The 14,384-nt window shown below is 60.2% G+C and carries 18 protein-coding genes; 8 read left to right on the top strand and 10 right to left on the bottom strand.

Annotation, left to right across the window (positions count from 1 at the left end; all coding sequences use genetic code 11):
- On the bottom strand, positions 1 to 390 hold the full coding sequence (locus AWB64_RS10725; RefSeq protein WP_060818670.1) for an MAPEG family protein: 390 nt from the start codon (positions 388 to 390) through the stop codon (positions 1 to 3).
- An 82-nt stretch (positions 391 to 472) separates the two neighbouring features.
- On the opposite strand from AWB64_RS10725, the gene AWB64_RS10720 reads away from it, so the two are divergent.
- Positions 473 to 871: a PPC domain-containing DNA-binding protein gene (locus AWB64_RS10720; protein WP_060818789.1), complete on the top strand. Its 399-nt coding sequence runs from the start codon at positions 473 to 475 to the stop codon at positions 869 to 871.
- On the opposite strand, the gene AWB64_RS10715 is transcribed toward AWB64_RS10720, so the two are convergent.
- The 4 genes from AWB64_RS10715 to AWB64_RS10700 form a co-directional block, all read right to left on the bottom strand.
- The gene (locus AWB64_RS10715) at positions 848 to 1,690 is read right to left on the bottom strand and encodes a phosphatase PAP2 family protein (protein WP_060818669.1); all 843 of its coding nucleotides are present in this window, start codon (positions 1,688 to 1,690) and stop codon (positions 848 to 850) included. The genes AWB64_RS10720 and AWB64_RS10715 overlap by 24 nt on opposite strands.
- Entirely contained in the window at positions 1,687 to 2,532 is an 846-nt protein-coding gene (locus tag AWB64_RS10710; RefSeq protein WP_060818668.1) for a metallophosphoesterase family protein, read from the bottom strand. Before AWB64_RS10710 ends, AWB64_RS10715 begins: the two co-directional genes overlap by 4 nt.
- A complete protein-coding gene (locus tag AWB64_RS10705) occupies positions 2,529 to 3,539 on the bottom strand; it encodes a diacylglycerol/lipid kinase family protein (protein WP_082850428.1) in 1,011 nt (336 codons plus the stop codon). The genes AWB64_RS10710 and AWB64_RS10705 overlap by 4 nt, the downstream gene beginning before the upstream one ends.
- A gap of 185 nt (positions 3,540 to 3,724) precedes the next feature.
- Positions 3,725 to 4,165 (bottom strand): CBS domain-containing protein, encoded by a 441-nt coding sequence (locus AWB64_RS10700; protein WP_060818667.1) that lies wholly within the window; start codon positions 4,163 to 4,165, stop codon positions 3,725 to 3,727.
- A 326-nt stretch (positions 4,166 to 4,491) separates the two neighbouring features.
- On the opposite strand from AWB64_RS10700, the gene AWB64_RS10695 reads away from it, so the two are divergent.
- Positions 4,492 to 5,451, top strand: coding sequence for a chemotaxis protein (locus AWB64_RS10695; RefSeq protein WP_060818666.1), 960 nt, complete (start codon positions 4,492 to 4,494; stop codon positions 5,449 to 5,451).
- Positions 5,452 to 5,600: 149 nt separating this feature from the next.
- Here the strand turns inward: AWB64_RS10695 and AWB64_RS10690 are convergent, their stop codons facing one another.
- The 3 genes from AWB64_RS10690 to AWB64_RS10680 form a co-directional block, all read right to left on the bottom strand.
- Positions 5,601 to 5,870, bottom strand: a complete 270-nt coding sequence (locus AWB64_RS10690; protein WP_060818665.1) for a hypothetical protein — start codon at positions 5,868 to 5,870, stop codon at positions 5,601 to 5,603.
- Between the two features lie 264 nt (positions 5,871 to 6,134).
- Entirely contained in the window at positions 6,135 to 6,611 is a 477-nt protein-coding gene (locus tag AWB64_RS10685; protein WP_341845209.1) for a response regulator, read from the bottom strand.
- A 142-nt stretch (positions 6,612 to 6,753) separates the two neighbouring features.
- Positions 6,754 to 7,086 (bottom strand): hypothetical protein, encoded by a 333-nt coding sequence (locus AWB64_RS10680; protein ID WP_060818664.1) that lies wholly within the window; start codon positions 7,084 to 7,086, stop codon positions 6,754 to 6,756.
- A 221-nt stretch (positions 7,087 to 7,307) separates the two neighbouring features.
- Here AWB64_RS10680 and AWB64_RS10675 point away from each other — a divergent pair, with 221 nt between their 5' ends.
- The 3 genes from AWB64_RS10675 (at position 7,308) to AWB64_RS10665 (ending at position 11,102) form a co-directional block, all read left to right on the top strand.
- Complete coding sequence (locus AWB64_RS10675; RefSeq protein WP_075643271.1) at positions 7,308 to 8,327, top strand: transporter; 1,020 nt, start codon at positions 7,308 to 7,310, stop codon at positions 8,325 to 8,327.
- A gap of 97 nt (positions 8,328 to 8,424) precedes the next feature.
- Positions 8,425 to 9,636, top strand: a complete 1,212-nt coding sequence (locus AWB64_RS10670; protein ID WP_060818662.1) for a putative DNA modification/repair radical SAM protein — start codon at positions 8,425 to 8,427, stop codon at positions 9,634 to 9,636.
- 17 nt (positions 9,637 to 9,653) lie between these two features.
- Positions 9,654 to 11,102 (top strand): UdgX family uracil-DNA binding protein, encoded by a 1,449-nt coding sequence (locus tag AWB64_RS10665; RefSeq protein ID WP_060818784.1) that lies wholly within the window; start codon positions 9,654 to 9,656, stop codon positions 11,100 to 11,102.
- A 23-nt stretch (positions 11,103 to 11,125) separates the two neighbouring features.
- Here the strand turns inward: AWB64_RS10665 and AWB64_RS10660 are convergent, their stop codons facing one another.
- Positions 11,126 to 11,593 (bottom strand): nuclear transport factor 2 family protein, encoded by a 468-nt coding sequence (locus AWB64_RS10660; RefSeq protein ID WP_060818661.1) that lies wholly within the window; start codon positions 11,591 to 11,593, stop codon positions 11,126 to 11,128.
- 105 nt (positions 11,594 to 11,698) lie between these two features.
- Between AWB64_RS10660 and AWB64_RS10655 the strand changes: the two genes are divergently transcribed.
- Positions 11,699 to 12,283 carry a TetR/AcrR family transcriptional regulator gene (locus AWB64_RS10655; RefSeq protein WP_060818660.1) on the top strand — a complete coding sequence of 195 codons (585 nt, stop codon included), beginning with the start codon at positions 11,699 to 11,701 and terminating at the stop codon, positions 12,281 to 12,283.
- Positions 12,284 to 12,373: 90 nt separating this feature from the next.
- Here AWB64_RS10655 and AWB64_RS10650 read toward each other — a convergent pair whose 3' ends face one another.
- Positions 12,374 to 12,856: an RcnB family protein gene (locus tag AWB64_RS10650; protein ID WP_063493185.1), complete on the bottom strand. Its 483-nt coding sequence runs from the start codon at positions 12,854 to 12,856 to the stop codon at positions 12,374 to 12,376.
- A gap of 346 nt (positions 12,857 to 13,202) precedes the next feature.
- Here AWB64_RS10650 and AWB64_RS10645 point away from each other — a divergent pair, with 346 nt between their 5' ends.
- Positions 13,203 to 13,679: a DUF3331 domain-containing protein gene (locus AWB64_RS10645; RefSeq protein ID WP_060818659.1), complete on the top strand. Its 477-nt coding sequence runs from the start codon at positions 13,203 to 13,205 to the stop codon at positions 13,677 to 13,679.
- 460 nt (positions 13,680 to 14,139) lie between these two features.
- The gene (locus AWB64_RS10640) at positions 14,140 to 14,343 is read left to right on the top strand and encodes a hypothetical protein (protein WP_060818658.1); all 204 of its coding nucleotides are present in this window, start codon (positions 14,140 to 14,142) and stop codon (positions 14,341 to 14,343) included.
- The last annotated feature ends 41 nt before the right edge of the window (positions 14,344 to 14,384 follow it).

Here is a 14,384-nt window from a genome sequence, read left to right as displayed (position 1 = left end):
TCAAATGATGGGAACGAGAACAAGGCTGATGCCGAACAGCGACACGAGCCACACGAGCGAGCGCAGGAATGGAATGCCGGCCGCATACAAGGGCACGTAAATCACGCGCGCGACAACGTAAAGCCACGCGCCCCACAATGTCAGCGTGCCTTCGCGGCCGGCCAGGTGCGCAATCAGGATAGCGATGGCAAAGACCGGCAACGTCTCGAACAGGTTGGCTTGCGCGCGCATGAGCCTGCCCGTCAGTTTGCCGGGTGGCGCCGCCGGCGTGTCGCGCGGGCCGCCGTTGTATCCGATGCCGGTCTCGCGGCTGCGCAACACCGACGGCAGCAGCACCTGGACAAGCGCGAGGACGAGCGTCCATGCAAGGATATGAAGTTCTGTCGTCATGGTTGGGGTTGGGTTGAAGTGCGGGCAAAAACGGCATCATCATGCCATCATTGATGCGTTACAAGATCGCGGACATTCACTCATGCAAGCTCTTCCCGTGCGTCTGGTTCCCGGAGACGATGTACGCCACACGCTGGAGGCGCTGGCGCGAAACCGCGCTCTGAGCGCGGCGTTCGTGATTCAGGGTATCGGCAGCCTGAGCGTGGCGCACCTGCGTTATGCGGGCGTCGATGAACCCACCGTGCTTGCCCGCGACCTCGAAATCCTGACGCTTGGCGGTTCGCTTGGTCCCGGCGGCGCGCACCTTCACATGACCGTCTCCGATTCCAGCGGCCACGTGTTTGGCGGCCACGTATCGGCGGGATGCATTGTGAGGACCACGGCGGAAATCCTGATCGTGCATCTCGACGCTTTCCGCTTTTCGCGCGAACCCGATTCCGCCACGGGCTTCCCGGAATTATCGATACACCCTCAAGCCTGAGCGCGCACGCCAGTAACGGAAAGTCAACTCAATGCTCACAATGCATGCCGCAAGCCACGCCGTGCCCGACGCGAAACCCGCCAGCACGTCGCTGGCAAAATGCACGCGCAGGAACACGCGGCTGCTTGCAATCGTGACGGCAATGACAGTCGCCGCGAGAGTCACCGGCAAACGCCAGCGCGAAGGCATGACGCTTACAAGCGCATACGCGATCATGCCGTAGGTCACGAGAGACCCCGACGCATGGCCACTCGGAAAACTCCAGCCGTCGGCCGTGGCGATATCGCGATCATGCAGGGGCCGTACCCGTTCGAAGATATGCTTGAGCGTAGTGTTGAGGACACCATTGCCGGCAATTGCAAGCACGAAGCCGAGCGCGATCGCACGCTGGCCCCGAAGGACCAGCAACACCGCGCCAAGCACGCACCAGAGCGCGAGCAACCACGGATCGCCCAGGTGCGTGACCCGCGCGAACCAATGGATCACGCCGATCGGAACACCCTGCGCTATGCCATCGGCGAAGGCCTGATCCGCACGGCCCAGCGTCTCGCCATCGCCAATTTCATCGGCGATGGCGGCGAACAGCGCAGCCGCCCCTACGATAATCGCAAAGCTCACCGCGAGATGAATCATAAGCAAGACACGCGGCGACACTCCGCCCTCTTCGCGCGGCAATCCGTACCGTTGCACAAGCCGCCATGCGCCAAGCACCGTAACGACCGCGATCAAAAGTGTCGCGCCATACACCAGAAGCGCATGCTCTCCAGCAGCGTGTGCCGCGTGAATCAGGCTGATGTTCTTCAGATCTGGCTGACTCATGAAAGCGCGGCAAGCGCCGCGTCGTGCGCTTCGGTATCGAATTCGAGCTCGTGCCGCGTCACCGCTTCAAATGCCGCAAGCTCACGATTGAAGTCCCAGCGAGCAATGACGGCGCGCCGTTGATCCGTAACCGTACCCGCATATTCGATCAGGTTCACCGAATTGGGAATCGCCCCGCGCACGCGTGAAGACAACGATGTCCCCGCCTGCACCGCCCACATGCGCCGCGGCAGATCCCTGAACGCCGCCTTCAGGGGGAGCACGTAAGGCAAATGGATATGACCGCCCATGATCAGGTCGGCGCCGGCCTGCGCCCAGCGCCGGACCGCATGTTCGCGGCCATGCAACAGGTTCTTCACGTCGTTCGCGCGCGCGGCCAGAACCGGCTGGTGCGTGACAACCACGCGCAGTTGTCCCGGCGTGGCGCGCTCAAGCCGCTGTGCCACACGCTCGGCTTGTTGCGGCGATACTTCGCCATCCTTATGACGATACGGACGTGTCGTATTGACGCCAATCACGAGCAGCGCGTCCGATTCGAACACAGGTTCGAGATCATCTCCGAACACCCGCCGGTGATTCGCGTATGGATGCATTGCGCGGGCGAAAACGTTGTAGAGCGGAATGTCGTGATTGCCGGGCACGATCAGGAACGGCGTCTTGCCGAACTGGTCGACGAAAGCACGCGCCGCGCTGAATTGCGCACGCCGGGCGCGCTGCGTGATGTCGCCGGACAGGACCACGAGGTCAGGACGATGCGTGCCGGCGAGTTGCAACAGGGCGTCCACCACCGGCTGTTGTTCGGTGCCGAAGTGCGGGTCGGAAATGTGCAGCAGCAGGGTCATGAGCGATTGGCGCTGGCCACGTCGGCCTCGGGTTTGAGAAGAAGCAGCGGCTCCGAAGCGACGCGGAACTCGAGCGGCATGTTGATCCAGGTCACTTCGCCATCGGTTGCAACTTTCACGGCGCGATGGCGCTTCGACGGATGCGTCACCGTGATCTGCTTGAAAGCGAAGCTGATGATGTTATCGGCGTCGCTCATCCTGCCCGTTGCGCCGCGCAGCGTCAGGCCGATTTGCGCAATCCGCCCGATGGCGCGCGGTGCAATGGCGGCGAGCAACCCGCGTTCCAGCAGCGGCGCTTCCTCCATGCCGATCTGCTCGAGTTGCAAACGATTGTTGCCGACAAAAAGCGTGGACGTCCGGATCTCCTGCATTGTGCCATCGTGCTCTATATGCAGACGTAAATGCCGATGCCGCCGCAGCAGCGTAATGGCGGCCGACCACAGCGCAATCAGGCGGCTGCGGCCGAATTGCTGCTTGTACAGTTCACGATCCTCCAGCAATTTCGGATAAAGCCCGAGACTCGCGTTGACCAGGAACATGCGGTCATTCACGAAACCAACCTGCACCGGATGCGCCCGCGCGCTCAGCAGCAAAGGGATGGACAAGGCCGGATCGGACGGAATGCCGTGGTCGCGGCTGAAGTAGTTGAACGTGCCACGCGGCAACACGGCGAACGGACAGCCGCTGCCGAACACGGCGCTTGCAACGGCGCAAAGCGTGCCGTCGCCGCCCGCGCCTACCACCACGCCATTTTGCGCCGTGGCGTCGCGCACCGCCTGGGTGGCGGCATCGGCGAGTCTTGACGGGTCGTCGACAATCCTGAGTTCGAATGTGCGCCCCGCCTCGCCCAGAACCTGATTGAGCGCCGCGCGCGTTTCGTCGCTCTGCTTTCGCCCCGAGCCGGCGTTCATCACGATGAAAAACGGCGCATCGGCGGCAATCTCCCGAGGCTCGCGCGTTCGGCGAAGGGCTTCAGATGGAGACGGGGAAAGATCGGCGGGCGTCATGAATGGCGCTCCTGTCGGGTCGGATCGAGCATTGCTCGATGATTGAACGGGCGCGCCTGCAGGTAATATCAAGCAATATCAGGCACCGCGGCGCCCGATGATTATAACAATCAGCTTACAGTCTATTAACCTAAAAGAAGCCGCGCTGCATGATGCAGCGCGGCTTCGTAGCAAGAAAAACAGGCCTACATATGCTCGCCGCGTATGTACCCTTCGAGTTGGTGAATGGTGAGTTGCTGCTCCGAAATGATGTTTTTAACCAGATCGCCGATGGAAATCATGCCCACGAGCTTTTCGCCATCGATCACTGGCAAATGCCGCATGCGTTTTTCTGTCATGAGCGCCATGCAGTCGTCCGTGGTCTGGTCCGGGCGCACGAAACGCACTTGCGAAGTCATGATTTCATGTACCGGCGTTTGCCGCGATACCCGGTCCATCAGCACGACTTTGCGCGCGTAGTCACGCTCCGTCATGATCCCGACAATCGCTTCACCGTGCGTCACGACCAGCGCGCCAATATGCTTTTCCGCCATCAGGACGATAGCGTCGTAGACCGACGCCGTGTCGGCGATCGTGAAGATGGTGTGATCGGGTTTCGAATTGAGAACTTGTGCGACTGTTGCCATCGAACGCCTCCGTTGAACCGCGCGGCGCCTGCCGGCTGGCGGGCGCTTCACTGGGGATCTTGCCTGGGCTTGCCTGCGTCGTGTCTCGCATGTCTGTCTTACATGCCTATTACCCAGCCCATTCAAAAAGTATAGGCCACCTGCCCGGCGCCCGGACGCCTGGAAACTTGGGTTTTACCCCGTCCAAGGGTCAACCCCGATAGGACGTGCAACACGCTGAAACGCCGCTGTCATAAATCGTGAAAAGGAGCTTCAGTTTCCCTGCAGCGCGCCGCTAATCAAGAACCGGCTGGACAAAGCCCGGCATAATCGATCAGGAGAACACCTTGAGCAGCTCACAACACGATATCGAACAGCGCGTTCGGCTCGCCGGCAACAACATGTTCGAGCTGCTCCTGTTCCGCCTGGGCGAAGCGCCCGGTTCGGAGCAGCGCGAGCTCTACGGCATCAATGTGTTCAAGGTGCGTGAGATTCTCGCGATGCCCGAAATCACCGTGGTCGCTGGCGCAAACCCCGAGATTCTCGGTGTCGCCGATATACGCGGCCAGATCATTCCCGTCATCGATCTGGCGCAAGTTACCGGTTGCCGTCCGAAGAACGGTCCGAAAATCCTGCTGGTCACGGAATTCGCCCGCACCACGCAAGGCTTCGCCGTCGAGGAAGTCGACGATATTGTCCGGCTGGAATGGAATCAGGTTTTGTCGGCGGAATCGCATTCGAGCGGGCGCACCGTCACGAGTTTTGCCCGGCTGGACGGCAACGTGGACGGCTCGCGCCTCGCGCAGGTGCTCGACGTCGAACAGATCTTGCGCGACGTGCTGCCTTCAACGGAAGACGAAATCAACGAATCCAGCACAGGCCGTCTCGTCTTGAAACCCGGCACCAAAGTGCTCGCCGCCGATGACTCCGGCGTAGCACGCAGCCTGATCGAGCAAAGCCTGAACGCCATGGGCGTGTCGTTCATCATGACAAAGAGTGGCCAGGAAGCGTGGAATGTACTGGAGGACATGCAGCGCAAGGCCGAGTCAGAAGGCCGTCTCGCCTCGGACGAAATCGCGCTGGTGCTGACGGACCTGGAAATGCCGGAAATGGACGGCTTCACGCTCACGCGCCGCATCAAGGCGAATGCCGGCATGCAGGCAATTCCGGTGGTGATTCATTCGTCGCTGTCCGGATCCGCAAACGAAGAACACGTTCGAAAAGTGGGTGCGAACGCGTATGTATCGAAATTCGCGCCGGCCGAGCTTGCGACCGTGATGCGCAACGCGCTGAAGACCGGCACCTGAAACGTCCGGAAGATCGGCCAGAAACGCAAACGCCCGCTGGATCCAAGTCCAGCGGGCGTTTGCGCATTGCACGGTCATCAGGGCTTTACGCAATCAGGACGGCAACAGGTTGCCGGTTGTGCGCGTAACGGCCCACAAAGGCCCGCGAATTACTGACCGAAGAAAACTGCTTGCGACTTGGCGCTGCTGTCGCGGGTCGTCGAACCCGATTGCGTCAGCGACTTCGCGCCGCCATAACCATTTACGTCGGCGTTACGGCTTTCAGCAGCGAGCGTTTGCGTGTTCTGGCCTTGCTGCGAAGCGGGAGCACCAACCGACGGACGATATGACGGCGCCGGACCATAGCCGCTCGCAAATGCGGGTACAGCGATAGAAGCGGTTGCAGCGATAAGCAACGATGCAAGAAGATTCTTTTTCATGATGAGCTCCGATATTGGGTAGACGTACAACTGGTTCACAAGGCGTTGCAGCTGTCCCGCTATGTGTTGCCGGCTGCTTCGTCGATGAAATGCAGTGTATACCCCTACTATCGGTTTTTTATCCCCATAAACTTCAATACACTATTCAGGATGGAAGCATAATCGCAGGCATCCAACCCGGCCTGGAAATAGCAAAAGCGAGCCTGTACAAGGCTCGCATCGCTTTATTTTGGGGACAAAAGAGCGTGAATAATCAGGTTCGGATCAGTGAACCTGCACCATTTTGCTGATCAACTGGACCAAGACACCAGGTGCATTGCCTTTCTGGCAATAACCGTCGAATCCCGCATGCATCCCCTTTGAGCGCACGTAGTCTTCACCATGAGCCGTAAAAGCGATGATCCCGGCATTGCGAGTAGGTGAAATTCTGCGCAGGACGCGCGCCGTGGCGAAACCATCGTGTTCGGGCATGCTGATATCGAGCACCACAACATGCGGGATCCAGTCCTCAACGGCCTGGAGTGCATCCACGCCACTGAGCGCATAGCGCGCGTCGCAGCCGTCCGCGTTGAGCGCAGCAGCCAGGCCTTCGGCGGCCGCGGCGTTGTCGTCGACAACGAGGATGCGCCATCGGTCATGATCGGCGTCGACGTTTCGGTTGGTCCACAACACGCAGTTTGGGGAGGAGGAAACTGAAAGCATTGACCGCTCTAAATTATGCAAGTGCAGCAAATACAGCATTTTCCGCGCCTACTTGCATAAGTGTCACGAGCGATTCATGCGGTTGTGAAACAACAAACGCCGAAACGTCTTGGCTGATAATCGGTTGGCCTGTGAATGCACGGCCCGCAGCGAAAGCGCGGGCGTACCGGAACCCTAAAATTCAGGACTTCGTTTTTACCTTTTTGCCAGAAGATTCGTCCGTTGAGCGTAGCTTGGCATTTGCCAGAACCAGCAAATTTGCATCGAAATGACGCAGCGCCTCGTCAAGCTTGTCCAGCGCCTCGCGTAACGTACGCTTCTGTGCCTTGCCAAGCGGTTGCGGGCCATATTCCGCGACCAGCTTCGCTTCTTTCTCGAGCCGCTTCAGCAGTTTTGCGCCTAGACGGCTATCGATTGCCTGCTCGCCCAGCAATTCGACGATGCTTGCCGCCAGCCGCGTCAGTCCATCGGCCGTGGTCTGCGTGGGTTCGTCCTGCTCGACGCGATCTTCCATATGTGTTCCCCGTGAAGCTCAATGAAACGAGAAGGGTCGGGCTGCGCGCGACGGCCTTCTTGCACCGCGCGAGTCTAACCATGTGGCGTGACAGCCATAAGTCCATTGCGTGTCACGCGGCATTCTCCCAACAGTAACGCAAATCCGTTACAAGCGATGCTCGCCATGCCGCGTTTGACACGGACAATGCGTGGCTGAACCGCTTTTACTTCCAGCTCCCGATGACCACCGCCTTGCCCTACGCTTCCGATTTTTCCGGCCTCGTGTGCGGCTTTCGCTTTGCAGAGGACACAGCGGGCGTCCCCATTGATTCAGCCGGCGCGCTCGACTGGCTTGCGCAGTGCAACGCCGGCCAGGACGCGGGCGACTTCGTCTGGCTGCATTTCGATCTCGCCAATGGCGCGAGCGAACGCTGGATGCGCACCCAGCTCGAACTGCCCGACGCCTTCTTCGAAACACTGCGCGAAGGTTCGCACTCCACGCGCATCGAGCATCAGGAAGGCGCGCTGCTCGCCGTCATCAACGACGTGATGTTCAACTTCGACGTCACGCCTTCTGAAATTGCCACGCTCTGGGTTTATACGCGCGAAAAGCTGATGGTCACGGCGCGCCTGAAACCACTGCGCTCCATCGATACCTTGCGCGAAGCCGTGCGCAGCGGCGAGCCGTTCCGCTCGACAGTCGAACTGCTGATCCATCTGCTGCGCGACCAGGCCGATCTGCTGGTCCAGATCGTACGGCGCACGAGTATCGAAATCGATAAGGTCGAGGACCGTTTTCTCTCGATGCGCACGCCCGCCACGCGCTCTGAACTGGGTGCGTCGCGGCGGGTGCTGGTGCGCCTGCAGCGTCTGCTTGCGCCCGAGCCGGGCTCGATTTTCCGGCTGCTCGCGCGGCCGCCGCGCTGGCTGCAAACCCTCGACTTGCAGGATCTGCGCGACGCCACAGAAGAATTTTCGCTCGTCCTGGGCGATCTGGCCGGGCTGGTCGAGCGCATCAAACTCTTGCAGGAAGAAATCGCCGCGCGGCTGGACGAACAAAGCAACCGGACGCTTTTCACGCTGACGCTGGTCACGGTGCTGGCGCTGCCCATCAACATAGTGGCCGGCATCATGGGCATGAACGTGGGCGGCATTCCTCTTGCCGAGAACAAACACGGCTTCTGGCTGATGGTCGCAATCGTGGCGACTTTTACCGTGCTTGCGGGCTGGTGGACGTTTTATCGGCGGCGTGGACGCTGAAACCCGCTGTTCCGTCACCTGATTTCGCTGCGAAAGCACTTGCGCTTTTCCATGCTGATCGCCAATACTGTACGCATATACAGTATTGGCGATCAGCATGGAGTTGTCCGAAAAGCTGGAAATCCTCGCCGATGCCGCGAAATACGATGCATCCTGCGCAAGCAGCGGCGCACCGAAGCGGACATCGCGAGGTCTTGAAGGGCTCGGCGCCAGCACGGGCGCAGGAATCTGCCACAGTTTCACGCCCGACGGGCGCTGCGTCTCGCTGCTCAAGATTTTGCTGACCAACTTTTGTCAGTACGACTGTCAATACTGTGTGAACCGGCGCTCGAGCAATGTGCCGCGTGCGCGCTTCACGCCGCGGGAAGTGGTCGATCTGACGGTGGACTTTTACCGGCGAAACTACATCGACGGGTTGTTTCTGAGTTCCGGGATCATTCGCTCGTCGAACTACACCATGGAACAACTGGTTCGCGTTGCGCAGTCCTTGCGGGAAGACCATCAGTTTCGTGGCTATATCCATCTGAAGACCATTCCCGACGCCGATCCCGAACTGATCGCGCAAGCGGGGCTGTTTGCGGACCGGCTGAGCGTCAACATCGAATTGCCCACCGATGGCGGTCTGCAAAAGCTCGCGCCCGAAAAGAGCGGACGCACCATCAAGATCGCGATGAGTTCCATTCGCGTGGCGCAGGAAGAATCGGAAGCGGAGCCTAAAGGGCCGAAATTCGCGCCGGCGGGACAAAGCACGCAGATGATCGTGGGTGCGGATAGCACGGACGACCAGACCATCCTCGCGACCGCCGAAACGCTGTACGGGTCGTACAGGCTCAAGCGCGTCTACTACTCGGCCTTCAGCCCGATTCCGGACAGCCCGTCCGCCGTGCCGTTGCAGGCACCGCCGCTATTGCGCGAGCATCGGCTGTATCAGGCCGACTTCCTGATGCGCGGGTATGGGTTCAACGCGTCCGAACTACTCGACGGCCCGGGCAATCTCTCACTCGATATCGACCCGAAACTTGCCTGGGCGCTCGCGCACCGCGAACAGTTTCCTGTCGACCTCAACCGGGCGGCGCTGCGAATGATCGCGCGGGTGCCGGGCATCGGCATGAGAAACGCCAAGCGCATTGTCGATCTGCGCCGCTCGCGCCGCGTTCGCTATGACGACCTCGTGCGTCTCAGATGCAGCATGGACAAAGTGCGGCCGTTCGTCACGACGGAAGACTACAAGCCGCCGATTCGCGATGTATCGTCCGCCCATCTGCGCCGCGCGCTAAGCGCCGCACCCGTGCAGCTTTCGCTTTTGTGAGCGGTGCGTCCATGCGCATGCGGAGCATTGTCATAGACGGCGAATACGCAACGTGGCGCACGGCTGCACTGTCGGCGCTCGCGGAAAACCTGCCGCCGGATGTCATCGAATGGCGTGAAGTCAATGACAACGCGTCGAGCGATCCATCGCTTTTCGATGAGGAACAACCAGCAAACCTGAGCGGAGACGCGCCCGCGCTGTCCATTTCGAAAACTTTCGCAGCGCTGCTCAAAGAAGCGGCCTTGTTTCGCGACCCGGACCGCTGGGCGTTCCTCTACAAACTGATCTGGCGATGGGCGCAAGGCGATCGCGCCGTGGAATCCGCCGCTGACGAAGACGGCGTGCGTCTGCACAAGATGGCAAAGGCGGTACGGCGCGCGAAACACGACATGATTGCCTACGTGCGCTTTCGCAAGCGCGATCCGGCTCTCGGCGCACCGGAATACGTGGCATGGTACGAACCCGATCACGATGTTCTCGCCTGGGGCGCCGACCACTTTGCAGCGCGGATGGGACGTTCATCGTGGATGATCACCACGCCGCATGGCGCTGCCATGTGGAACGGAACGGCGCTGCGCATAGAGCGGCGTCCAGCGCTCGCCGCCGATCATCTTCCGGAAAACGAAGACGACGCCGAGAATCTCTGGCTCACGTATTACAAGAGCACGTTCAATCCGGCGCGCCTGAACGAAACCGCGTTGCAACAGCACATGCCCGTGCGCTTCTGGAAAGGCTTGCCGGAGGGACCGCTGATACCGCACATGATCAGTGAAGCCCGCAGCGGCGCAAGAAAAGTGGCGCAGGCGAGCGCCGTGGGCGCAATGAGCCTGACAAGCGGCAAGGCCATTGTCATGGAAGCTGACAAGGCGCAGCCCGCGCGAAATGCCACAACCTCACTCGATGCCTGCCGCCGCTGCGAACTGTGGCGTCAGGCAACGCAAGCTGTACAAGGCGAAGGGCCGGCTCAAGCGGCGATCATGCTGGTCGGCGAGCAACCGGGCGATCAGGAAGACTTGAAGGGCCGGCCTTTTGTTGGTCCCGCCGGAGCACTGCTCGATTCGGCGATGCAACGCGCAGGCCTGGATCGCGCTGGCGTGTATATGACCAACGCGGTCAAACATTTCAAGTGGGAGCCGCGAGGCAAGCGCCGCTTGCATAAAACGCCCGCGCAACGGGAAGTCGATGCGTGTTCTGTCTGGCTCGAACAGGAACTCGCGGCAATCAAGCCGCGCGTGATCGTAGCACTGGGCGCTACGGCGCTGCACAGCCTGCTGGGGCGGCAGGCCTCGCTCGGCAATCATCTGGATAAAACGCTGGCCTTCAACGGCGGATGGCTGGTCACGACCTATCACCCTTCGTTTGCGCTGCGCCAGCAAGATGAAGCTGCGCGCGATCGCGCCATCTACATGATCGTCTCGGCGCTGGAACGCGCGCAAAAGCTGGCGGCAAGCGAGCAGCCAAGCTAATACCTGCTTGAACAGCCGCGCGGTTAAAAACCCAGGTCGCTCAGGCCCGGATGATCGTCGGGCCGGCGGCCTAGCGGCCAGTGGTATTTGCGCTCCAATTCCTTGATCGGCAAGTCGTTGATGCTCGCGTGCCGATGCGTCATCAGCCCCGCCTCGTTGAATTCCCAGTTCTCGTTGCCGAAGCTGCGGAACCAGTTCTTCGAATCATCGTGCCATTCGTACGCAAAGCGCACCGCAATCCGCGAACCCGTAAAGGCCCACAATTCCTTGATCAGCCGATAGTCGAGTTCGCGCGCCCATTTGCGCGCAAGGAACGCTTCCACTTCGGTGCGTCCGGAAACAAACTCCGCGCGGTTGCGCCAGCGGGTGTCCTCGCTGTACGCCAGCGCAACCCGCTTCGGGTCGCGGGAATTCCAGCCGTCCTCAGCGAGGCGGACCTTTTGCCGGGCGGTTTCGATATCGAACGGAGGGAACGGGGGCTTGCTTTCCATGACGGCACCTTTGAAGGTTATCGAGTAGATTTCGCTTAAGTAGACAGGTCTGTCTACTCGCGTACTCTAGCGCAGGGAGACAGACCTGTCTACAATGATCGAACCATGACATTACTTTCTTCCACTGTGGAATTCACACCGGATCCTTCGCCAGCCGAACGAATCCTCGCAACCGCGCACGATCTCTTTTACCGCGACGGAATTCGCGCGACGGGAATTGATCGCGTGATCGCGGAATCGGGCGTCGCGAAGAAGACGTTTTATCGATACTATCCGGCAAAAAATGACCTGATCGTGGCGTTCCTCGATTACCGGCATCGCAACTGGATGGCGTGGTTCGAAGATGCCGTCAAGCGTCATGGCGGTAACGCCAATGCGCTCGTGCCCGCGCTCGCGGAATGGTTCGGGAGCGACGCATATAGGGGATGCGCGTTCATCAACGCGGTGGTGGAAGTCGGCGGTACGTTGCCCGAAGCCGTCGATATTTCGCGGCGTCACAAGCTGGATATGTCTGCGGTCATCAGGACGCTGTTGCCGGCAGGGTCGAGGACTGCCAAGGCGGATGCACGCGCGTTGGCAATGGCAGTGGACGGCGCGATTATCGGGGCCCAGTTCGAGGACTCGCCCGAGGTAGCGCTCAAATCGCTGGCTCGCGTGGTAAAGGCGATCACGGACACTGCCCGCATGTAAGCGCCATTCCCGTCGTTACACGGACATAGGCCGTTCGGTATCACCGGAACGGCCTATGTTCAATGCATTGCGGCCCGAGAGCCGCCTTTTTTAGTTCCCGCCGCTCAGCACAATCTGAGCGATCACGCCCGTTGCGATCGCGGCGAGCACGTAGTCGCCGCCTACGCCGACCCAATGGTAGCCACGCGGCGGCTGACGCAGTCCATATCCACGGTAATCGTCGACCACATACTGGCGATCCCGGTAATCATTGGGCAAGCGATCTCCGCGATGCCACTCGCGGGGACTGTCGCCGTGCATGCCTCCGGGGCCACCGCGTCCGGGGCCGTTGTCGGCGCGTGGAGGCGGGCGGCCGTTATCGTGGTGCTGGCCGCCGGGGATGCCTTGCGGACCGCGATTCTGCGCCTGGTTCTGATTCTGATAGCCGCCGTGACCTTGCATCTGTTGTCCGCCCGGATGTTGTTGGGGGCCGCCGTGGTCATCGTGACCGCCAGGACCGCCCTGCGCAAACGCCGTCGACGCCAAACCCAGGCCCGAAAATAAAACCGCTGCTGCGATATGACTTCTCTTCACGAATACCTCGTTCAGTGTTTTAAGTAAGGCAAGCAGTATGGCCTGCGCAAGACCTATTCCACGATTTCCCGCAAAGTTTGACACCTTACGAAAACCAAACACGTTGCCCGCGTCCTAACTTGATTGAAAGGAGGCCGATTTGCGGATACTCGCCTATCGGAATTATTAAAAGTATCAATCGGCTTCAAACGGCGGCCGCGCGGCAGTGCAACATCGGGGAAAGCCTTATTGCATAACGCACTGTTGCGATTATTCGCGCTAACAAGACAGTGTATTCACCTGAATGGTATTTATCGGAGCGCGCTGAATGCGTAAGTTCGAGCGTGAACCATGCCAGGAACGAACCATGACAGCGTTAGCCAGAAGCGCGGACCCGTGGCAACAGACGGTCCGCTCGTTGACAGCGACCCACGCAAGCGCGGCAGAAACTGCTCCGCGGCAAAGGGCCGTCCACCCGTTTTTAGAGCGGCTCACCCGCGCGTGGGAACGCGATCATCCGCGCGTTGCTGCGCCGGCAACTGAATCGCGCCGCCCATTTCCCGAGGCTGTTGTGCGCGTGATCGAACGGCCGAGCAGCGCCACCGCCATTGTCTACTGGTCGGATGCCGGGACATGCCACTACGGTTACCAGGGTTGGCGCGTCACGACCGCAGCTTCCGATGGCGTCTGCGCCCTCAGTGGTGAACTGATCCACCGGGGCGACGCGGTGTATCGGCCGTCGCAACGCGATCCGAAACCGCAAAACGCGTCGGCGATGATCCTCGCCGCGGCCATGCCCGAGAACGAGAACTGCGATGCGGAGCTACAGGATCAGCATGCATGAGCGAACCGTTTAACCACGGGAAATGACACGAAAGCGCTGCCTGCACGATGCGGACGCGCTTTCCGTGATATGAAAATCGGCGTCCACGTACGCCGAACTTGAGACGCCGCTTTAACTTCTCTCTGTACGACAAGTGCGCGTATGGGCGTCGGCTGGTCACACGGCGCGCCTTCGCGAACGCGCTTTCCGCGAACGTTCTTACCCATCCGCTCTGCGCGCAAATCGCCTTTTTCTAAACGGCAATTTTCAAGCCAAATTTCGCGCTCGCCGCTGATATTCCCTTCATCGTTTCATAAGCCAAAAGTACGATTACGGCTGTGTGACAGCTATTACACTGTAGTCCCGCGCTTTGATTGCTGAACGCGCAACGCGCTCCGGCAAGGACATGCGTCGTAAATTTGTCATCGCAATTGCGTAGGATTGCAGTCTCCCGCCGCTCCATCACTGCAAGGAGTTCATCGTGAAGAGTTTTCAAGCGCAGCGCGCCGTAGCTCGTGACACCATCCGGTCCGCAGATACAGCGTATGAGTCGCAAGTGCTCCGCGAACCAAAAGAGGCGCGCGCACAGACGGATCAGGAGGTCTTCGCCGATTCACTCGATATCCCGCTCAACCACGGCGGCATGATGGATGCCGTTCGCGATGCGGTGCGAGCAAATCTGTAAGATCACAGCCAGAAAAATAGCGGCGCCTCGATCACGAGAGC

The organism is Caballeronia sordidicola, assembly GCF_001544455.2.
Lineage (GTDB): Bacteria > Pseudomonadota > Gammaproteobacteria > Burkholderiales > Burkholderiaceae > Caballeronia > Caballeronia sordidicola.
Note: the sequence above shows the minus strand (reverse complement) of the source record. Positions and strands in the feature narration are given on the sequence as shown.